Below are 19,521 nucleotides of genomic sequence, written 5' to 3' on the forward strand. Positions count from 1 at the left end.
ATCGGCGGTACGGGTGAGCGCACGTGCGGGGGCACCGTCGCACGCGCGCCCCGAAATGTCAGCGGGCAGTCCGGACGTTCGGTCGGTTCCGGCCAGGAAATGGCCAACTCCCGCCGGGACAAGGGGTCATACGGTGAGCAGGACCCCGAGGTACGAGACCCCGGCCACCATCACCCAGGCCCCCAGCCCCAGCAGGGCCGCGCGCCCCCCGGTCCGGGCCAGGGTGGGAAGGTCGACCGCGCTGCCCAGGCCGAACAGGGCCGCCGCCAGCAGCAGTCCCTGCGCGGTGTGCGCCCACTCCAGGGCCACGTCGGGCAGCACGCCCGTGGCGCGGAGCGCGGCCGCCGCCAGGAACCCCGCCACGAACAGGGGCACCGGAGCGGGCCTGCGCCCCGAGGCGGTGCGCACCCCGCGCCGCCGGGCGCGCATCGAGAAGGCCACGGCCGCCACCAGCGGAGCCAGCAGCGCCACCCGCATCAGCTTGACCAGCACCGCCTCGCCCAGTGCCCCGGGCCCGGCGGTCTGGGCCGTCGCCACGACCTGCCCGACATCGTGGACGCTGGCCCCCACCCACCGCCCGAAGGCGAGGTCGGAGAGTCCCAACGGGTCCTGGAGGAGGGGGAGTACGGCGATGGCGAGCGTCCCGCAAAGGGTCACCAGCGCCACCGAGGTGGCCACGTCCTCCTCGTCGCTGCCGGACACCTCACTCACCGCGCCGATCGCCGAGGCGCCGCAGATCGAGTAGCCGGTGGCGATCAACAGGGGCTGGTCCCCCGGGAGTCCGAGGCGCCGGCCCAGCCAGACGGTGCCGAAGAAGGTGGCCGCGACCACGCCGCTCACCATCGCCACCGTCGCCCAGCCCAGCCGGACCACCTGGTCCAGCCCCAGGGCGAGGCCCAGCAGGACGATGCCGATGCGCATCAGGCGCCGGCCGGCCAGCGACAGGCCCGGGCGGGCCGGTCCGCGCACCACGCCCCGTAGACCGGGCAGGTGGGCCGCCGCGATGCCGAGCACCACCGAAGCGGTCAGCATCGGTACCGCCGGGACCACCTCGTGCACGCACCACGCCACCAGGGTCCCGGCGGCGGCCAGGCCCAATCCGGGCCAGGAGGTGGATGTTTCACGTGAAACACGGGGCAGGCGCGGCCGCACCGGCCGGTGGACGGTGCGGTTCAGGAGGGCCATCAGCCGGTCGGTTCCGGGTAGACGCGGCGGACGCTGCTGCCGAGGCGGCCCACGTCGGCCCCGTAGACGTGCAGGGATATCGCCGTCGTACGACAGGAGTTGCGCACCTTGTGGATGTCGCCGGGCGGGGCGAACCCGCAGACGTCCCCCTGGCCGTTGACCACTTCCTCTGTCGGCACGAGCCGCGCCGCGCCCCCGGGTCCCGCGGCGGGGGCCAGCCGGTAGCGGACCTCGCTCTCGGCGCCCTCGTGCACCCCGGCCACGCACCAGGAGACGTGGTCGTGGATGGAGGTCTCCTGGCCCGGCAGCCACACCAGGGCGACGACGGAGAAGCTCCCGTCGGGCTCGGTGTGCAGGATGTGCTGCCGGTACCGGTCGGGGTGCCCCTCGCACTGTTCGGGCGTGAGCAGCTCGGGCTCGCCCAGGTGCGGGGCGAGGCGCTCACCGACGAGGTAGGCGGTCAGGTCGGGGGCCAGCCCCCGGTCGACGACCTTGCGGATCTCACTGACGAGGGCGGCCATCCTCGCGGTCGTACGGGCCGGCGTGGTGGTGGTCATGGGAGCAGCGTCCGCCGCCCCATCCATCACGTCCAACGACAGTTCTTCCCTGAAATCCCAAGGTGAGCTTATGGATCGAGGGTGGGTGGAGCCGGTGGCTCAGCAGCCGATGCGGTTCGCGGCGACGCGCTTCAGCTCGTCCAGCACCACGGCGGTCGCCGGGATCCGCAGGTGGTCGCGGTAGACGTAGGCGGCGATGTGACGGCGGGCCGCGGGCTCCAGCACCCGCCCGCAGACCCGGGTGAGGGAGAGCGACGGCAGTACCAGCGCGGGCATCATGGCCACGCCCAGCCCCTGCGCGACGAGGCTCTGGACCACCAGGTTGTCGTCGGTGGCGAACCTGATGTCGGGGACGAAGCCCAGCTCGGCGCATTCGTGCAGCAGGTTGGCGCGACATCGGGGGCAGCCCGCGATCCAGCGTTCCTCGGCGAGGTCGGCCAGGTGCACGGCGCGGCGCCGGGCGAGCGGGTGGCCGGTCGGGAGCAGCACGGTCAGCTGGTCCTCCAGGAGCCTGACCTCGGCGACCTCCTCCGGCACCTCCTCGTGCAGCCCGGGGTAGGTGAAGGCGAGGGTGATGTCGCACTCGCCGCGCTGGAGGCGGCGCAGGGACTCCGGGGGCTCGCCCTCCAGCAGCTCGACCTGGACGCCGGGGTGGTCCTTCGCCAGCCCGCTGAGGGCCTCGGGGACGAGGGTGACGTTGGCGCTGGGGAAGCCGCAGACCCGTACCCGCCCGGTGCGCAGCCGGGTGTAGGCCTTGAGCTGGGCCTCGGCGGCCGAGAGGGAGCCGAGGATGGACTCGGCGTGCCGGGCCAGGGACTCTCCGGCCTCGGTGAGCTTCATCTTCCGGCCCACGCGGGTGAACAGCGGGGTGCCGACGGCGCGTTCGAGCGCCTTCATCTGCTGGGTGATCGCGGGCTGGGTGTAGCCCAGGACGCGAGCGGCCGCCGAGTACGAACCCGCGGCGACCACTTCATGGAATGTCCGTATGTGCCGTGAATCGAACACGAGCGAAGCATAAGCAGATATTGGGAGGGGCCGTAGACGGAATCCCGCCCACGGCCCCTCCCATCAAGCCAGTGTCGAGCGGCTACTTGTCGCCGACCCGCGAGCCGAGGGTGATGTCGACCGTGGTGGGCTTGCCGTCCCGCAGGTAGGTCAGCTTCACGGTGTCACCCGGCTTGTACGTCCAGATCAGGCTGATCAGCGTCGGACCGCTGTCGACCTGCCGGCCGCCGAACTCGGTGATGACGTCGCCGGGCTTGAGGCCCGCCTTGCCGGCCGGGCCGTTGGGGTCGACCAGCTCGTTGGCGGCCGCGCCCTGCTCGGAGATCTTGGCGCCGTCGGTCTTGGCCTGGAGGTCGACGGAGACCGAGATCACCGGGTAGACCGGCTTGCCGGTCTTGATCAGGGAGTCGGCGACGTTCTTGGCCTGGTTGATCGGGATGGCGAAGCCGAGGCCGATCGAGCCGGCCTGTCCGCCGCCGAAGCCGCCGTTGCCCGCGGACTGGATCGCGGAGTTGATGCCGATGACCGCGCCGCGGCCGTCGAGGAGCGGACCGCCCGAGTTGCCGGGGTTGATGGAGGCGTCCGTCTGGAGGGCGCTCATGTACGAGTTCTTGCCGCCGGAGCCGTCGCCGGAGGCCACCGGACGGTTCTTCGCGCTGACGATGCCGGTGGTGACCGTGTTGGACAGGCCGAACGGGGCGCCGATCGCGATGGTCGAGTCGCCGACCGCGACCTTGTCGGAGTCGCCGAGGGCCAGCGGCTTGAGGGCCGACGGCGGGTTCTTCAGCTTGAGCACGGCGACGTCGTAGCCCTGGGCGCGGCCGATCACCTCGGCGTCGTACTTCTTGCCGTTGGAGAAGGTCGCCGAGAGCTTGCCGCCGTTGGCGGCGGAGGCCACCACGTGGTTGTTGGTGAGGATGTGGCCCTGCTCGTCGTAGACGAAGCCGGTGCCGGTGCCGCCCTCGCCGTCCCCGGCCGAGGCCTCGATGGTGACGACGCTGGGCAGCGCGGACGCGGCGAGGCCCGCGACGGAGCCGGGCTCGCGCTTGATGTCCTTGGGGGTGGTGGCGGTGATCGTGGTGGAGCCCGTGGCGTCGTCGCCGCGCTGGGCCGCCCAGTAGCCGACGCCGCCGCCGATGCCGCCGGCGAGCAGGGCCGCCGCCAGGACGGCGGCGACCAGGCCGCCCCTGCCCTTCGGCTTGGGCTGCGGAGCGCCGTCGGTGTGGAGCGGGGTGCCCCAGCCGCCGCCGTGGCCGCCCTGGCCGCCGTACGCGGGCACCGCGGGCGGCGGCGGGGGCCAGCCCTCGGCGCCGTACGCCGCCGGGGCGCCGCCCGGGGGCCCGGGCTGGGGCTGCGGCTGGGTGTGCCCGTAGGCCGGGGGCTGGTCCTGCGGCCGGTCGTACGCCGGGGGGTCCGCCGGGGTGGGCGGAAGCTGCTGGGTCTGCTCGGCGCCGGGCGCGGGCTGCGTGTGCTCGGCACCGGGCGCGGGCTGCGCGGAGGACGGAGCCGCGTCGGGGGTGGAGGCGGCCACGGGCACGGGGGGTGCGGACGGGGCCGCGGGGGGTGTCGGGGCCGCGGTGCCCTCGTTCTCGGTGCTCACAGCTCTCTCTCCTCAGTCACGCACGGCCTACACGGCTACTGGAAATCAGGCGGTTCCGGGCCCTTCACCGGCCCGGCACCGGTCCGACTGAACGTTCGACGTGCCGCACAAGTTCCAGGGCGAAGCCTTTCCCATGACCCGTCAGAGCACTGTAAGCCGGACCTGTGCATCTCCCCCCATCCTTTATCTCCGACATATCCGGCGCATCCCCAGGACTCACCCCGACGCACGACGGCCTCTCGATGGCACCATGACCGGGTGACCCACGCACTGCCGCGCCCCATCCAGGTCGTCGCCCACCGCGGCGCCTCGGAGGACGCCCCCGAGCACACCCTGGCCGCCTACCGCAAGGCCATCGAGGACGGCGCCGACGGCCTCGAATGCGACGTCCGGCTGACCGCCGACGGCCACCTGGTCCTGGTCCACGACCGCCGGGTGAACCGCACCTCGAACGGCCGCGGCGCCGTCTCCGCCCTGGAGCTGTCCGAACTCGCCGCCCTCGACTTCGGCTCCTGGAAGGACCGCGAGGAGTCCCCCGACTGGGACGCCGACCCCGAGCGCACCTCCGTGCTCACCCTGGAGCGGCTGCTGGAGCTGGTGTCCGACTCCGGCCGCCCCGTCCAGCTGGCCATCGAGACGAAGCACCCGACCCGCTGGGCCGGACAGGTGGAAGAACGCCTCCTCTTCCTCCTCAAGCGCTTCGGGCTCGACGCCCCGCCCGCCGGGGGACCCCACCCCGTCCGGGTCATGAGCTTCTCCGCCCGCTCCCTGCACCGGGTACGGGCGGCCGCCCCCACGGTCCCGACCGTCTACCTGATGCAGTTCATCTCGCCCCGTATGCGCGACGGGCGGCTGCCGGCCGGGGTACGGATCGCCGGGCCCGGGATGCGGATCGTGCGCAACCATCCGGGCTACATCCGCAAGCTCCAGGCCGCCGGGCACTCCGTCCACGTATGGACCGTGAACGAACCCGAAGATGTTCAGCTATGCGCTGATCTGGGTGTAGAAGCGATCATCACGAACAGGCCACGCCAGGTTCTGTCACAGCTGGGACGCTGACGTCCCGTTTTGCGCACCCGTCCCACACACCCCGTACGTGACAGGGTGTGCCCCGGCGCATCCGCTCCGCGTTCAGTGGTCATGAATGCGTCAGAGCTCCTCGTCAGGGCGGTTTCCGGTCCAGGCCATCGGGGCATCCAGACCATGGCGTGGGGCTAAGGAGGTTCCGGGGGTGACGTTGGTGATGGCACAGGAAGTGCCCACGTCGTCGTGCATGGACATTCGCCATGGGCCGGCGGGCGTGGGCGAGGCGAGGCACCGCATGCGCGAACAGCTGCGCGTCAGCGGACTGTCCGAATCGGTCGTGGACGACGCCGTACTGATCCTGTCCGAACTGCTCAGCAACGCCTGCCGGCACGGCCGGCCGCTGGGCGCGCGGGAGATGGGGGACGGCGAGATACGCGCCGCCTGGCGCGTCGACAAGGCGGGGCGGCTGACGGTCGAGGTCACGGACGGCGGCGGTCCCACGCGCCCGGTCCCGGCCACGCCCTCGGTCACCGCGCGCGGCGGCCGCGGGCTGAACATCATCAGCGCCCTGGCCCAGGACTGGGGCGTCCGGGACGGGGCGGCGGGTGAGGTCACCGTGTGGGTGATAGTCGCCCACGGGCCCCGGCACGACGATTTCGCTACGCGCGTCACTGCCCCGGCGATCGACTTCGTATCGGCCTTCGACGACCTGGATCCCTGAAGAGGCCCGCCCCCCGGCCGGAATCCGGCCGTGGCACCGGTCATCCGTACGGGCGGCCGCCCGGGAGCGCACGCCGACCGTGCTCCCGGCCGCACCCCACCGGTTCCGGCGGTACGAACGGCTAGGCTCGCGCCTGAGACACCGCCGTACCGCCGCAACCGGGAGACACCCACGATGGCCAAGAAGCGCCCCGCCGCGAAGACCGCGAAGCCGCAGATCCAGAACGGGGAAATCCCGGTGGTGGGCGCGCGCGAGCCCTGTCCCTGCGGATCCGGGCGCCGCTACAAGGCCTGCCACGGCGCAGCCGCCTCGCACGCGGTGACCGAGCACGTGCGGCGCCCCTTCGAGGGCCTGCCGGGCGAGTGCGACTGGGTGGCGCTGCGCGAGCTGGTCCCCGCGGCCACCATCCCGCTGACCCTCAAGGGCGGCCTGCCCGAGGGCGTCCCCTCCGTCACGCTGGTGACCGTACTGCCCATGGCCTGGCCGGCCCTGCGCCGCGAGGACGGCTCCGTCCTGCTCGGCCTGCAGAACGACTCGTCCTCCGGGGACCTGGCCCGCGACATGGCCGACACCCTGGAGCGCGCGCTCGTCGCGGAGCCGGGCACCCCGGTTCCGGCCCGGCGGGTTCCCGCCGAGGGCAGCCGACTTCAGGATCTCCTGGACCTCGACGGCGTTTTCGAGCCGGTTGTGCACAGCGGCTTCGAATTCTGGATTCCGGAGTCGGAGAACGCCCAGAACGCCTCCCCGGAGATCGCCGCCTCCCTGGAGCGGGCCAACGCCGCCGCCATCCCCACCGTCAAGCTGGCCTCCGTGGACGCGGCCTACTGGTGCGAGACCCCGGACAAGAACCACCTGCGCTGGGTCATGCCGCACCCCGAGGAGAAGCTCCTCGACGCCCTCGCGCGGCTGCACGCCGCCGGCACCTCCTCCCTCGGCGAGGGCACGAAGCTCGTCGGCTCCTTCCGCGCGCACGGCCTGATGGTCCCGGTCTGGGACCTGCCCACCGGGGTCACCGCCGAGGACGTGGAGAAGCCCGCCGCGGAGTTCGCGGAGCGGCTGGCCGGGGCCCTCGCCGCGGACGCCCCGCTCACCACGGAGGAGCGCCGGGCGCGCGGCGGTCTCACCAACCGCCAGGTGACGCTCAGCTGACGTCCCCACAGCCCGCGAGGCCGGTGACCGGAGTCACAACTCCCGCTAATCGCCTGCAAATCGATGTCTGAATATCAGAGATCGAATTTGCGAACAGGCGATCTCTTGTTACCGTTCTTGTAGCCCGGTCGCTGGTGCATCCCCCGTCGCCAGCGACCGGGCCCTTGTTTTTCAGGCGGTGCTCAACCCTCGCGCGGTGCCGGTGAGTTGCTCCCGGACCGCAGCAGCAGTCGCCCTTCATCATCCGGAACTGCAAACTCCGCAACGGCCGAGTAGCCGTCGGGCGCACCCACCGATTCCTCGCGGGGCGTCTCGCACAGGCCCGGCTCGTCACCCGGACCGACCGCGCAGCGGATCTGCACCGTGCGGCCGGCCGGCCCCATGACGGTCAGCACGGCGTCCAGGGGCCGCCCGCTCGTGTTCCGGTAGTAACTGCGGCCCCAGGTCTGCCCGTCGCCCTCCAGCACACAGGTCTGTGCCTCCAGGCCCTGCGGAGCGGTGAGCTCGGGTCCGCAGCGGGAGTCCGTGCGGGGCTGCTCGGCCGGCCCGGGGCTCGCGGCGCGGGCCGCGGCGCGCGCCGCCGCGTCCGGCGGACGGGCAGGGCCCGACAGGCCGAGCGAGGAGAGCAGCCCTCCGCCCTTTCCATCACCCTGACCGGCGAAATCCGGCCCGGCGATCGCTCCGGCCAGGGGGAGCGACAGGATGATCAGCACGCCGGCACCGATGGCGATCAGACGGAGATTCATTCGCCGAAGATAGCGACGCGGGAATGGGGCCCGGAGATCCCCGCGCCCAATTCCCTTGGAAACCCGTCGCGCCGACACCCGTACGAGTGACTCAGTACGCGAGCCGGCTGCCCCCGCCGGGAGCCCCGCTGCTCGCCTCGACGAGCGCGTCCACGACCGCCTCGACCTCCGGCAGCCACAGGCCGTCCCGCCCCGCCGCGGGCTCCCGCTCCCAGCGGACCTGCCCGCCTCCGGAGGCCGTCGAGGGCGGCAGCAGCAGGTACCCGCCCTCGCCGTGGAAGCGCAGCGAGGAAGGGACGTGGTCCTTGGCGTAGAGGAGTTCGCCGAGCCGCTCCAGCGAGTACGGCGCCACCAGCAGGGACCACCGGGTGGGCGTGGCGACGATCGGGCCGAGCCGCATGCCCTGCGCGTCCAGCCGTACGACGGCACGCGCGGCCGCCCCCGCCGACAGGCTCACCGCGCACGGTGCGGCCCCGCCCGTGGCCAGCAGCACCGGGGCGGTGGGCCGGCGGGTCCACCACCAGGCCACCATCCTGGCGTCGGCCGACGCGGCCAGCAGCCCGGGATCGAAGGGATGGGCTCCGGGCACCACGCAGTCGGGATCCGGGCAGGCGCAGCGGGTGCTGTCCGCACCGGCCCGGCCGACGCCGGGCAGTACGGGCCACCGCCAGAGGGTGGCGCAGGTCAGCGCACCGTCGAGGAGGGACGGAACCGCCCCGGCCGCCGCGGTGGAGCGGGGGGCGGCGCGCGGGGATTTGAAGCGATCGCGGAGCCGCTGGAGACGCCTTCCGAGGATCTCGCGCATGAGCGCTCGTTCCTTTCCGTTGAACGCCGAGGGCCACATCACACCATGTAACCGGTGTTTCACCACACGTACACGTTTCGCGTCACTGTCCGCCGGAAGCAGGTTCACACGGTTCGTGCAGTTTTCTTACGGGTCCGTCAAACGTCCGGCGGGGCCCGGTGCCAACGCCCCGGACGGCCCGCACCGGTAGCGGGACCGGCTGCCGCCGCTAAGGACGACGGCCCGTGCCGGGCGGTTCCCGGCGGTGCCGGGAGGCGCCAACTGGCCCCGGCCACTGCCGATTACGTACCCGGAGTGCTTGTGACGCCCGTCCAGTCGATCGCAAAAACCGTCCGCTTCCCGCGTTTTCCGGCCAAGTTTTAGCCCCGGCTCGACCGTGAGTTGCCGCCCCACGGACACCAGGATTCCCGCCTGGGCAATGCTGGACATCGCTCCTCGTGTGCGTGTAGATGTGGATCCATCGATGGCGGCGCAGCACGATCTGGGGGTTTGCGATGCTATATGGCGAATCGCACCAGGTGGAAAGGCGGACGCCATGAGCGCCCCGCATCTGCCGAAAGTGGCTGGAATCGATCCAGCAGTTACAGCGTCAGCGCACACTCCGACGCCCACGCCCGTTTCCACGTCACCTTCCGCCCCGCCCCGAACCGCCCCCGCCCAGGCCGTACCGCCTGCCGCGAGCAGCGTCATCCAGGACCGGCTGGCGGGCATGGTCTCCGACCTCACCACCCTCCACGAACTCACCGAGCGCCTCGCCCGCGCCAGTGACCTCGCCTCCTCCCTCCAGGAGTTCCTGCGCGCAGGCGCCGCACTCGTCGGCGCCCGCCGCGGACTCGTCGTCCTCGAACCCTCCGACGGCCTCGGCCCCGGCACCACGATCGGCCTCGGTCTGGGCCGCGCGGACCTCGGACACATCGAGACGGTGCCGCGCAGCGCCACCTCCTACGGCCGCATCCTCGACGGACTCCCCGACGCCCACGGCGGCTCCGAGGTGCTCCCCGAACCGGGCGCCCCGGTGCCGTCCCCCGCGGGCGGCGCCCTCGAACCCGCCGTCGACCCCCGCCACCGCGAGGTCGCGGCCCGGCTCGGCTACGCCGCCAGCTACGCGCTGCCGCTGACCGCGGACGCCACCGGCCGGCTCGGCGCCGCCGTCTGGCTCTACGACGAACAGGCCGAGCCGGACGACCGCCAGCGCGACCTCGTCGGGCTCTACGTCCGGCACGCCGCCGAGCACCTGGCCCGGATGCTGGAGGTGGAGCGCTCCCGCGCCCGGCTCGCCACCGTCGCCGAGGAACTGCTGCCCAGCCGGCTGCCCCGCATCCCCGGCGTCCAGCTCGCCGCCCGGCACCACACCGGGCCGCGGGGCGGTGGCGACTGGTACGACGCGCTCCCGCTGCCCGAGGGCGCCATGGGGCTGGCCGTCGGCTCGGTCACCGGCTCCGGGCCGAGCGCCGTGGCCGCGATGGGCCGGCTGCGGGCCTCGCTGCGCGCGTACGCCGTCATGGAGGGCGAGGACCCCGTCGCGGTCCTGTCCGACCTGGAGCTGCTGCTGCGCCTGACCGAGCCCGCGCGCTCGGCCACCGCGCTCTTCGCGTACTGCGAGCCCGCCGCCCGCAAGATCGTCCTCGCCGGGGCCGGGCACACCCCGCCCCTGCTCATCGGCGAACGGCGCACCGAGTACGTGGAGACCTCCCTGTCCGCGCCGCTGGGGATGCTGGCGTGCTGGGAGGCACCGAGCGTGGAGATCGAGCCCGCGCCCGGAGAAACGGTGCTGCTCTACACGGACGGCCTGCTCCGGCGCACCGGCGACCCCATGGACCGGGCGTACGCCCGGCTGCACGCGGCGGCCGCGGGGGTTCCCCGCAGCGCCCGGGACGACCCGGCGGCCCTGTGTGACCACATCCTGCGCACCGTGCTGCCCGGGGAGGACCCCGACGCCGTGGCGGCCGACCCGGCGGAGGACATCGTGCTGCTCGCGGCCCGGTTCGACTGACGCGGGGCGCGCGGAACGCCGCCGCCGGCCCCCGGCACCGGGCCGGACGGGGCTCGTCGCCCGGTATGACTGATATGTCACAGCCATCGCCGGGCGCCGCCTCCCCCCACATACGATGAACGGGGTCCGCATCCGGACCCTGCGTGTCGTAGCGGCTGAGGAGAAGACGTGGCGGACGAGCTCACCCCGGAGACCCCGGCAGAAGAGCAGCCCCAGAAGAAGCACAAGCAGCGCAAGAACGGCCTGTACCCGGGCGTCAGCGAGGAACTCGCCGAGAACATGCGCACCGGCTGGGCGGACACCGAACTGCGCGGTCTGGAGCCCATCGCCCAGGCGGGACACACCGCCGACCGCCGCGCCGCCCTGTCCGCACGCTTCCCCGGCGACCGCCTGGTCATCCCCGCGGGCCGGCTGAAGACCCGCTCGAACGACACGGAGTACCCCTTCCGCGCGTCGACCGAGTACGCCTACCTCACCGGTGACCAGACCGAGAACGGCGTGCTGGTCCTGGAGCCCACGGGCGACTCCGGCCACACCGCCACCATCTACCTGCTCCCCCGCTCCGACCGGGAGAACGGCGAGTTCTGGCTGTCCGGCCAGGGCGAGCTGTGGGTCGGCCGCCGCCACTCCCTGACCGAGGCCGAGCAGCTGCTCGGGATCCCCGCCAAGGACGTGCGCGAGCTGGCCGACGCCCTCGCCGAGGCCGAGGGCCCCGTGCGGGGCCTGCGCGGCCACGACGCCGTCGTCGAGAAGGCGCTGACCGACAAGGTCACCGCCGAGCGCGACGAGGAACTGCGCGTCTACCTCTCCGAGGCCCGCGCCGTGAAGGACGCGTTCGAGATCGGCGAGCTCCAGAAGGCCGTCGACTCCACCGTCCGCGGCTTCGAGGACGTCGTGAAGGTCCTCGACAAGGCCGAGGCCACCTCGGAGCGCTACATCGAGGGCACCTTCTTCCTGCGCGCCCGCGTCGAGGGCAACGACGTCGGCTACGGCTCCATCTGCGCCGCCGGCCCGCACGCCTGCACGCTGCACTGGGTCCGCAACGACGGCGACGTCCGCTCCGGCGACCTGCTGCTGCTCGACGCCGGTGTGGAGACCCACTCCCTCTACACCGCCGACGTCACGCGCACGCTGCCCATCAACGGCACGTACACCGACATCCAGCGCAAGATCTACGACGCGGTGTACGAGTCCCAGGAAGCCGGCATCGCCGCCGTGAAGCCGGGCGCGAAGTTCCGCGACTTCCACGACGCCTCCCAGCGCGTGCTCGCCGAGAAGCTCGTCGAGTGGGGCCTGGTCGAGGGCCCCGTCGAGCGCGTCCTGGAGCTGGGCCTGCAGCGCCGCTGGACCCTGCACGGCACCGGCCACATGCTCGGCATGGACGTCCACGACTGCGCCGCCGCCCGCACCGAGGCCTACGTCGACGGGACGCTGGAGCCGGGCATGTGCCTGACCGTCGAGCCCGGCCTGTACTTCCAGGCCGACGACCTGACCGTGCCCGAGGAGTACCGCGGCATCGGCGTCCGGATCGAGGACGACATCCTCGTCACCGAGGACGGCAACCGGAACCTGTCGGCCGGTCTGCCCCGCGCCTCGGCCGAGGTCGAGTCCTGGATGGCGCGGCTCAAGGGCTGACGCGTCCCTCACGTGACGGTGGGCGGGAACCGGACCGGTTCCCGCCCACCGTCACGTCTGCGGCGAACCGTCTACGAGGCCTTCAGCAGCGCGTCGTCGCGCCACTTCAGCATCTTGTCGAAGCTCACCACCGCTCCCCGGCCCGGCCGGTTGCGCAGGCGGACGTGGTCGGAGAGCTCGGCGATCAGTCCCAGGCCCCGGCCGTGCTCGGCCAGGGCGGGTCTGCGGCGGGACACCGTGGCGGGCGGGAATCCGGGCCCCGAATCGGTCACCTCGATGCGGCAGCGGTCCCCGTCCAGGTAGGCCGTGACGTGGTACGCCTCGGTCCCGTAGGGGACACCGACGCCGCGGGCACCCCCGGCGGAGATCCCGCCGTGACCGCCGTGATCACGGTGAACGCCGTGGCCACCGTGCTCCACCGCGTTCGCGCAGGCCTCGGTCAGGGCGACCGACAGGTCGAAGGAGATGTCCGGATCCACCCCCGCGGTCTCCATCGTCCCCAGCAGCAGTCGCCGTGCGAGCGGCACGCTCGCGGCTTCGCGCCTCAAGTGGAGAGACCACCAGATGCTCATACGGATACCTATTGCCGCCCACGGGCCGGCGTAAGCCCCCGAGCTCCGGGAGAGCCCTCATTCGGCCGACGCAACTCTCCCGGACGCCGGTGTACGGCCCCTCCCGGACGCCGTTTCCGGCCTGCGACCGACTACGCACCGTGCCCGCGCGGACGGCACGCCGTGCGCGCGCCGGCCTTGGACCGGAACCCTACGGTCCCTCCAGTACCTGCCGTATGCAGGGCCTAAGCGCAGTGCGATGATGGCCCGGCCATGACTACGACCCCCACGACGCGCGCCGGAGCAGGGCTCCGGACGACCCGGGCCGCGGTGTTCACCGCGGTCTGCGTCGCGCTGTCCGCAGCCGGCCACGCCGTGGCCTCCTGCGCGACCGTGCCGTGGTGGGCACTGGCCCTGGCCTTCGTCGCCGTCTTCGCGGTCGTGGCACCCCTGGCGGGGCGCCGACGTCCGCTGCCGGGCATCGCCGCCGGACTCGTCGTCGGCCAGCTCGGACTGCACACGCTGTTCGGGCTCGGCCAGCACGGCGCCGCCGCGGCCCAGGCCCCGGCCGATGGAGCCGACGCCTCGCTCGCGGCGCTCGCCGCCCGGCTGGTCTGCGGGGGCAACTCCGTACCGCTCAGCCCGGCCGACGCCCGGCGGATCCTGGAGACCGCCGGACTGGACCCGGCCGCCCTGGCCGGGGAGGCCGCCGCGCAGGCCCACATGGCCCACGCGCACATGGCCTCCGCCCCCGCGGAACCCGCGATCGGCCTGTTCAGCCCGGCCATGCTGGCCGGCCACCTGCTGGCCGCGCTCGCGGTCGGCTGGCTGCTGGCCCGCGGTGACGCCGCGCTGTTCCGGCTGATCGAGCTGTCCCGGCTCTCCCGCGAGGCCGACCCGGTACGTCCGCTGCGCGCCGCGCTGGCCTTCGTACGCGTCCTCGCGGCCGGGCTCCCGGGCGCGCCCGCCGGTGGCCCCCGGGCCCGCCGCACCACGGCGGCACCCGCCGTCGCGACCGGCCGCGACGCGCTCCTGCACACGGTCATCAGGCGCGGACCGCCCGCGGCGGCGTTCGCCCTCGCAGCCTGACGCGGCACCCCACTCCCCGTACGCACAGCGGGAGCACCGGTGCCGCGACCTCCGCGCGCGCCTGTGCGCCGGAGCCACCGTCACCCCCGCATCCTGGAGTGTTCCCGCCGTGAAGACCTCTCGCGTCTCCCTCGCCGCCGCCCTCGCCGCCGGCGCCGTCCTCGTCCTGTCCGGTCCCGCCTTCGCGCACGTCAGCGTGCAGCCCTCGGGCGAGGCCACGAAGGGCGGGTACGCGGTCATCAACTTCAAGGTGCCCAACGAGCGCGACAACGCCTCGACCACGCAGCTCGAAGTGAACTTCCCCGTGGACCAGCCGCTCACGTCCGTCATGCCGCAGGACATCCCCGGCTGGACCGTGACGGTCGAGAAGAGCAAGCTCGACAAGCCGCTGACCGTGCACGGCAAGCAGGTCAACGAGGCCGTCACCAAGGTGACCTGGACCGGCGGCAAGATCGAGCCCGGCAAGTTCCAGCAGTTCCCGGTCTCCGTCGGCAAGCTCCCCGACAACGCCGACCAGATGGTCTTCAAGGCCATCCAGACGTACGACAACAACGAGGTCGTGCGCTGGATCGAGGAGAGCAAGCCGGGCGCGGCCGAGCCGCAGACCCCGGCGCCCGTGCTGAAGCTGACCGCCGCCAAGGCGGCCGACGACCACCACGACGACGACGCCGCCAAGCCCGCCGCCGGGGCCACCGCCACCGAGGGCGACAAGAAGGACGCGCACGACGAGGCCGCCGCCAAGAGCGACTCCGACACGACGGCCCGTGCCCTCGGCATCGCCGGCATCGTGATCGGCCTCGGTGGCGTCGCCTTCGGCATCGCCTCGCGCCGCCGCGCCTCCTGACACCGCGCGCCCCCGGGCGCCTGTCGTTACGAGTACGTCCGTACATCCCCGATCCCAGGGACACCTCTTCATGCGCACCACACGTGTGACGGTCGCCGCCCTCGCGGTGGCGACCGCGCTCGCCCTCACCGCCTGTGGCGGTGAGACGGCCAAGAACACCGGCACGGTCACGCAGATCACCGGTCAGAAGAAGGCCGGAGCCGCCACGGTCCTCGACCGCCCCTTCGACAAGCCCGAGCTGGTCCTCACCGACACCACCGGCAAGCCGTGGAACCTGCGCGAGCAGACCAAGGGCCGCCCGACCCTCATCTACTTCGGCTACACGAACTGCCCGGACGTGTGCCCCCTGACGATGAGCAACATCGCCGTCGCCAAGAAGGCCCTCCCCCAGGCGGACCGGGACAAGCTCCAGGTCGTCTTCGTCACCACCGACCCCGAACGGGACACCCCCGACTCCCTCGGCGCGTGGCTCAGGGCCCAGGACCCGTCCTTCACCGGACTGACCGGGGACTTCGCCACCATCCAGGCCGCCGCACGCTCTCTCGGCATCGGTATCGAGGCCCCCAAGAAGGAGGCGGACGGCAGCGTCGTCTCCATGCACGGGGCCCAGGTCATCGCGTTCTCGCCCAAGACCGACGAGGGCTACGTCCTCTACGGCGAGGGCACCACCGTCGATGACTACACCAAGGACCTGCCGAAGATCGTCAAGGGAGAGAACCCGTGAACACCCGCACCACCCGCACCCTCGCCGTCGCCCTCTCCCTGACGGCGGCACTCGCGATATCCGGCTGCTCGTCCTCCGACTCCTCGGCACCCTCCGGCTCCTCCGACGGCGCCGGGGAATCGGCCAAGCCGAAGATGACGGTCAGCGGGGCCTTCATGCCCGAACCGGTCAACGACAAGATGGCCGGCGCTTTCATGGTCATCAAGAACGACTCGAAGACGGCCGACAAGCTGACCGCCGTCACCAGCCCGCTCTCGGACGATCTGCAGATCCACGAGACCAAGGACCAGAAGATGCAGCAGGTCCAGGCCATGGACGTGCCGGCGAACGGTGAGCTGAAGCTGGAGCGCGGCGGCAGCCACGTCATGTTCATGGGTCTCAAGAACACGCCGAAGGTCGGTGACAAGGTCACCGTAGAGCTGCGTTTCGAGAAGGCCGACCCGGTCAAGGTCGAGCTGGACGTCAAGGAACGGACGTACAACGCGCAGAACTCCAATGCCCACTGACGGACCGAGGAACTGACACGCCATGACGGCCACCGCCCCCGCTCCTTCACCGGCCCGCGCCGCCCGCGCCACGGCATACCTGCCGCGGCTGGCGCTGGTCCTCGCAGCCCTGCTGGCATCCCTGTTCACCGCGGCCTCCCCGGCCTCGGCACACGCCGCACTCACCGCGAGCGACCCCAAGGACGGGGCGGTGGTCGCCACGGCACCCGCCCAGGTCACCCTCTCCTTCTCGGAGCAGGTCGCCATGGGTGACGACTCCATCCGCGTCATGGACCCGCAGGGCAAGCGGGTCGACACCGGTGAGCTGCGGGACATGTGCAGCGGATCGACGGTCCGCTACGGCACCGCCCTGCACAGCGGCCTGCCGAACGGCACCTACACCGTCGCCTGGCAGGCCGTCTCCGCCGACAGCCACCCGGTCTCCGGCGCCTTCACCTTCTCCGTGGGCGCCCCGTCGGCCACCAGCGTCTCCCTCCCCGACCGGCAGGCGGGCGGCGGGCCCGTCGGCGTCGTGTACGACATCGCCCGCTACGCCGCCTACGCCGGGTTCACCGTCCTCGTCGGCGGCGCCGCCTTCATCCTGCTGTGCTGGCGCCGGGGCTCCGCCGAACGGCCGCTGCAGAAGCTGGTGGTGCGCGGCTGGGTCACCCTCACCGCCGCCACCCTGGCGATGCTGGTGCTCCGGACCCCGTACACCGGCTCCGGGAAGTTCGCCGACGTCTTCGACCTCGACGGGCTCCAGGCCGTCCTGGAGACCAAGACCGGCGCCTCGTTCGTCTCCCGGCTGCTGCTCCTCGGCGCGGCCGCGCTGTTCATCGCCGTGCTCTTCGGGGCGTACGCCCGGCGCCAGAAGACCTCTCTCGAAGCCGTCGACGAGACCGGGGCCGGAGACGGAACCGGAGCCGAAGCCGAAGCCGCCGACGAGGCGGAGAAGGAGACGAGCGACCTCGCCTTCGGGCTCGCCATCGGCGGCACCGTCGTGGCCGGCGGCATCGCCGCCACCTGGGCGCTCGCCGAACACGCCTCCACCGGGATCCAGCCCGGCATCGCGATGCCGGTCGACATCCTGCACCTGCTCGCCGTGGCCGCCTGGCTCGGCGGTCTGGTCGCGCTGCTGGTCGCGCTCCACAAGGTGCCGGACATCGAGCGGGAGGCCGTCCAGCGCTTCTCCAAGGTCGCCTTCATCAGCGTCCTGGTCCTCACCGTGACCGGCGTGTACCAATCCTGGCGCCAGCTCGGCAGCTGGTCGGCCCTGACCGGCACCAGCTACGGCCGGCTCCTGATCATCAAGGTCTCGCTGGTCGCCGTCCTGGTCGCCATCGCCTACCTCTCGCGGAAGTGGACGGGGCGGCTCGGGGAGGTCCGTTCCACCGAGGATGCCGGGGCCGGAGCGACCGGGGAAGAGCCCGCCGAGGTGCTCGCGGGGGCCGATGTTTCACGTGAAACATCGACCGGCTCCGGCTCCGGCTCCGACGCCGGAGCCGACGCCGACCCCCGGCGGGCCGCGCAGCTGGCGCGCCAGCGCGCCGCCCGCGAGAAGGCCCGCGAGAAGCAGGTCCGCGACGCTGATCCGGGCCGCGCGGGGCTGCGCCGCTCGGTGCTCGCCGAAGCCGGTGTGGCCGTGGTCCTGCTGGCTGTGACCACCGTCCTGACCAGCACCGAACCCGGCCGCGCCGCACAGCTGGAGACGAACCGCAGCACGGCCGGCCCGGCCGTACCCAACCGGGCCGTCAAGATCACCCTGCCGTTCGACACCGGCGGCCAGAACGGCAAGGGCACCGTCCGGCTGGAGCTCGACCCGGGCCGGGTCGGCGCCAACACCCTGCACCTGTGGGCCGACGGCGAGGACGGCAAGCCCCTCGACCTCCCCGAGATCAAGATCGCCTTCACCCTCCCGGCCAAGGAGATCGGCCCGCTGCCGGTCGCCCCGGACCGCGACGCTCCCGGACACTGGAGCGCGTCCGGGGTCCAGCTGCCGCTCGCGGGGGAATGGCGCATCGACGTGACCGTCCGTACCTCGGACATCGACCAGACGACCGTCCAGAAGAACGTGAAGATCGGCTGAACAGCGTGACCGAAAGCACCGGGAGTAACCCCGACATCGAAATCTCCCGGCGCCGCCTGCTGGGCACCGTCGGCGCCGCGGGCGCCGCCGGGCTCGCACTCGGGGCCACCGGCGGTGCCCTGGTGCATTCGGCGGTCTCCGACTCCCCGGCCGGCGCCCCGGGCGCCGCCGGGGCACCCGGCTCCCTCGGAGCCACCCGGGTCGCCTTCGAAGGGGACCACCAGGCGGGCATCACCACCCCGCTCCAGGCCAAGGGGCACGTCCTCGCCTTCGACCTGGCCCCGGGCGCCGGGCGCAAGGAGGCCGCCGCGCTGATGCGCCGCTGGTCCGACACCGCACGGCGGCTGATGGCCGGCGAGACCGCCCCGACGTCGGACAGCGGGATCGCCCTCGACGCGGGGCCGTCCTCCCTGACCATCACGTTCGGCTTCGGACACTCCTTCTTCGAGCGCACCGACCTCGTGGCGCGCCGCCCCGCCGCCCTCGACCCGCTGCCGGACTTCTCCTCCGACCGCCTCGACGCCCAGCGCAGCAACGGTGACCTGTGGGTGCAGATCGGCGCCGACGACGGACTCGTCGCCTTCCACGCCCTGCGCGCCGTGCAGAAGGACGCCGGGGAGGCCGCCCGGGTGCGGTGGCAGATGAACGGTTTCAACCGCTCTCCCGGCGCCACCAGCACCCCGATGACCGCCCGGAACCTGATGGGCCAGGTCGACGGCACCGGGAACCCCAAGCCGGCCGATCCCGACTTCGACCGGCGGATCTTCGTCCAGGGCGCCGGCCCCGGGCCCGCGGAACACTCCTGGATGGCCGGTGGCTCGTACGCGGTCGTCCGCCGGATCCGGATGCTGCTCGACGACTGGGACAAGCGGTCCCTGGCGCAGCAGGAGCAGGTCATCGGCCGGACCAAGGCCACCGGGGCACCCCTGACCGGCGGCGGGGAGACCACGAAGCCGGCCCTGGACAAGCTCGGCCCCGACGGCAAGCCGGTCATCGCCTCCAATGCCCACGCCCGGATCTCCGCCCCGGAGCAGAACGGCGGCGCCGCGATGCTGCGCCGGCCCTTCTCCTTCCACGACGGGATCGCCGCCGACGGCACGCCCGACGCCGGACTGCTCTTCATCTGCTGGCAGGCCGACCCGCTGCGCGGGTTCGTGCCGGTCCAGCGCAAGCTCGACCGCGGCGACGCACTGTCGGAGTTCATCCGGCACGAGTCGAGCGGTCTGTACGCCGTCCCGCCCGGGCCGCGCAGCGGGGAGTACGTGGGGCAGCGCCTGCTCGAAGGGTGAACAGCCCCACGGGGGCGGGTGCCCCGGCATT

The 19,521-nt window shown here is 72.7% G+C and carries 18 protein-coding genes; 11 read left to right on the forward strand and 7 right to left on the reverse strand.

Annotation, left to right across the window (positions count from 1 at the left end; all coding sequences use genetic code 11):
• Positions 1-126 precede the first annotated feature (126 nt).
• The 4 genes from SLAV_RS18625 to SLAV_RS18640 form a co-directional block, all read right to left on the reverse strand.
• Positions 127-1,185 (reverse strand): YeiH family protein, encoded by a 1,059-nt coding sequence (locus SLAV_RS18625; protein ID WP_078950088.1) that lies wholly within the window; start codon positions 1,183-1,185, stop codon positions 127-129.
• Complete coding sequence (locus tag SLAV_RS18630) at positions 1,185-1,742, reverse strand: cysteine dioxygenase family protein (protein WP_030225386.1); 558 nt, start codon at positions 1,740-1,742, stop codon at positions 1,185-1,187. Before SLAV_RS18630 ends, SLAV_RS18625 begins: the two co-directional genes overlap by 1 nt.
• A gap of 99 nt (positions 1,743-1,841) precedes the next feature.
• Positions 1,842-2,747 (reverse strand): LysR family transcriptional regulator, encoded by a 906-nt coding sequence (locus SLAV_RS18635; protein WP_030225385.1) that lies wholly within the window; start codon positions 2,745-2,747, stop codon positions 1,842-1,844.
• An 82-nt stretch (positions 2,748-2,829) separates the two neighbouring features.
• Complete coding sequence (locus SLAV_RS18640) at positions 2,830-4,347, reverse strand: S1C family serine protease (protein WP_030225381.1); 1,518 nt, start codon at positions 4,345-4,347, stop codon at positions 2,830-2,832.
• A gap of 258 nt (positions 4,348-4,605) precedes the next feature.
• Between SLAV_RS18640 and SLAV_RS18645 the strand changes: the two genes are divergently transcribed.
• The 3 genes from SLAV_RS18645 to SLAV_RS18655 all read left to right on the forward strand — a co-directional run bounded on the left by SLAV_RS18645 (position 4,606) and on the right by SLAV_RS18655 (position 7,243).
• Positions 4,606-5,406 carry a glycerophosphodiester phosphodiesterase gene (locus tag SLAV_RS18645; RefSeq protein ID WP_030225378.1) on the forward strand — a complete coding sequence of 267 codons (801 nt, stop codon included), beginning with the start codon at positions 4,606-4,608 and terminating at the stop codon, positions 5,404-5,406.
• Positions 5,407-5,491: 85 nt separating this feature from the next.
• Positions 5,492-6,094, forward strand: a complete 603-nt coding sequence (locus SLAV_RS18650; protein ID WP_078950087.1) for an ATP-binding protein — start codon at positions 5,492-5,494, stop codon at positions 6,092-6,094.
• A gap of 174 nt (positions 6,095-6,268) precedes the next feature.
• Positions 6,269-7,243, forward strand: a complete 975-nt coding sequence (locus SLAV_RS18655; protein ID WP_030225374.1) for a DUF5926 family protein — start codon at positions 6,269-6,271, stop codon at positions 7,241-7,243.
• A 182-nt stretch (positions 7,244-7,425) separates the two neighbouring features.
• Here SLAV_RS18655 and SLAV_RS18660 read toward each other — a convergent pair whose 3' ends face one another.
• Together SLAV_RS18660 and SLAV_RS18665 are read right to left on the reverse strand one after the other, a co-directional pair.
• Positions 7,426-7,989, reverse strand: a complete 564-nt coding sequence (locus SLAV_RS18660) for a hypothetical protein (protein WP_030225364.1) — start codon at positions 7,987-7,989, stop codon at positions 7,426-7,428.
• 91 nt (positions 7,990-8,080) lie between these two features.
• Positions 8,081-8,794, reverse strand: coding sequence for a bifunctional DNA primase/polymerase (locus tag SLAV_RS18665; protein ID WP_030225362.1), 714 nt, complete (start codon positions 8,792-8,794; stop codon positions 8,081-8,083).
• Between the two features lie 418 nt (positions 8,795-9,212).
• Between SLAV_RS18665 and SLAV_RS18670 the strand changes: the two genes are divergently transcribed.
• Together SLAV_RS18670 and SLAV_RS18675 are read left to right on the forward strand one after the other, a co-directional pair.
• On the forward strand, positions 9,213-10,787 hold the full coding sequence (locus SLAV_RS18670) for a PP2C family protein-serine/threonine phosphatase (protein ID WP_078950085.1): 1,575 nt from the start codon (positions 9,213-9,215) through the stop codon (positions 10,785-10,787).
• A 168-nt stretch (positions 10,788-10,955) separates the two neighbouring features.
• Positions 10,956-12,422 (forward strand): aminopeptidase P family protein, encoded by a 1,467-nt coding sequence (locus tag SLAV_RS18675; RefSeq protein WP_030225356.1) that lies wholly within the window; start codon positions 10,956-10,958, stop codon positions 12,420-12,422.
• A 71-nt stretch (positions 12,423-12,493) separates the two neighbouring features.
• Here the strand turns inward: SLAV_RS18675 and SLAV_RS18680 are convergent, their stop codons facing one another.
• Complete coding sequence (locus SLAV_RS18680; RefSeq protein ID WP_030225355.1) at positions 12,494-12,994, reverse strand: ATP-binding protein; 501 nt, start codon at positions 12,992-12,994, stop codon at positions 12,494-12,496.
• Between the two features lie 252 nt (positions 12,995-13,246).
• On the opposite strand from SLAV_RS18680, the gene SLAV_RS18685 reads away from it, so the two are divergent.
• The 6 genes from SLAV_RS18685 (at position 13,247) to efeB (ending at position 19,490) form a co-directional block, all read left to right on the forward strand.
• Positions 13,247-14,062: a hypothetical protein gene (locus tag SLAV_RS18685; RefSeq protein WP_030225354.1), complete on the forward strand. Its 816-nt coding sequence runs from the start codon at positions 13,247-13,249 to the stop codon at positions 14,060-14,062.
• 109 nt (positions 14,063-14,171) lie between these two features.
• Positions 14,172-14,906 (forward strand): YcnI family copper-binding membrane protein, encoded by a 735-nt coding sequence (locus SLAV_RS18690; RefSeq protein WP_030225351.1) that lies wholly within the window; start codon positions 14,172-14,174, stop codon positions 14,904-14,906.
• Between the two features lie 70 nt (positions 14,907-14,976).
• Positions 14,977-15,630 (forward strand): SCO family protein, encoded by a 654-nt coding sequence (locus SLAV_RS18695; RefSeq protein WP_030225349.1) that lies wholly within the window; start codon positions 14,977-14,979, stop codon positions 15,628-15,630.
• Positions 15,627-16,136 carry a copper chaperone PCu(A)C gene (locus SLAV_RS18700; protein ID WP_030225346.1) on the forward strand — a complete coding sequence of 170 codons (510 nt, stop codon included), beginning with the start codon at positions 15,627-15,629 and terminating at the stop codon, positions 16,134-16,136. Before SLAV_RS18695 ends, SLAV_RS18700 begins: the two co-directional genes overlap by 4 nt.
• 22 nt (positions 16,137-16,158) lie before the next feature.
• Positions 16,159-18,201 (forward strand): copper resistance CopC/CopD family protein, encoded by a 2,043-nt coding sequence (locus tag SLAV_RS18705; protein ID WP_030225345.1) that lies wholly within the window; start codon positions 16,159-16,161, stop codon positions 18,199-18,201.
• A gap of 5 nt (positions 18,202-18,206) precedes the next feature.
• Positions 18,207-19,490, forward strand: a complete 1,284-nt coding sequence (gene efeB, locus SLAV_RS18710; protein WP_030225344.1) for an iron uptake transporter deferrochelatase/peroxidase subunit — start codon at positions 18,207-18,209, stop codon at positions 19,488-19,490.
• The last annotated feature ends 31 nt before the right edge of the window (positions 19,491-19,521 follow it).

Origin of the sequence: Streptomyces lavendulae subsp. lavendulae, assembly GCF_002803845.1 — a bacterium.
Lineage (GTDB): Bacteria > Actinomycetota > Actinomycetes > Streptomycetales > Streptomycetaceae > Streptomyces > Streptomyces lavendulae.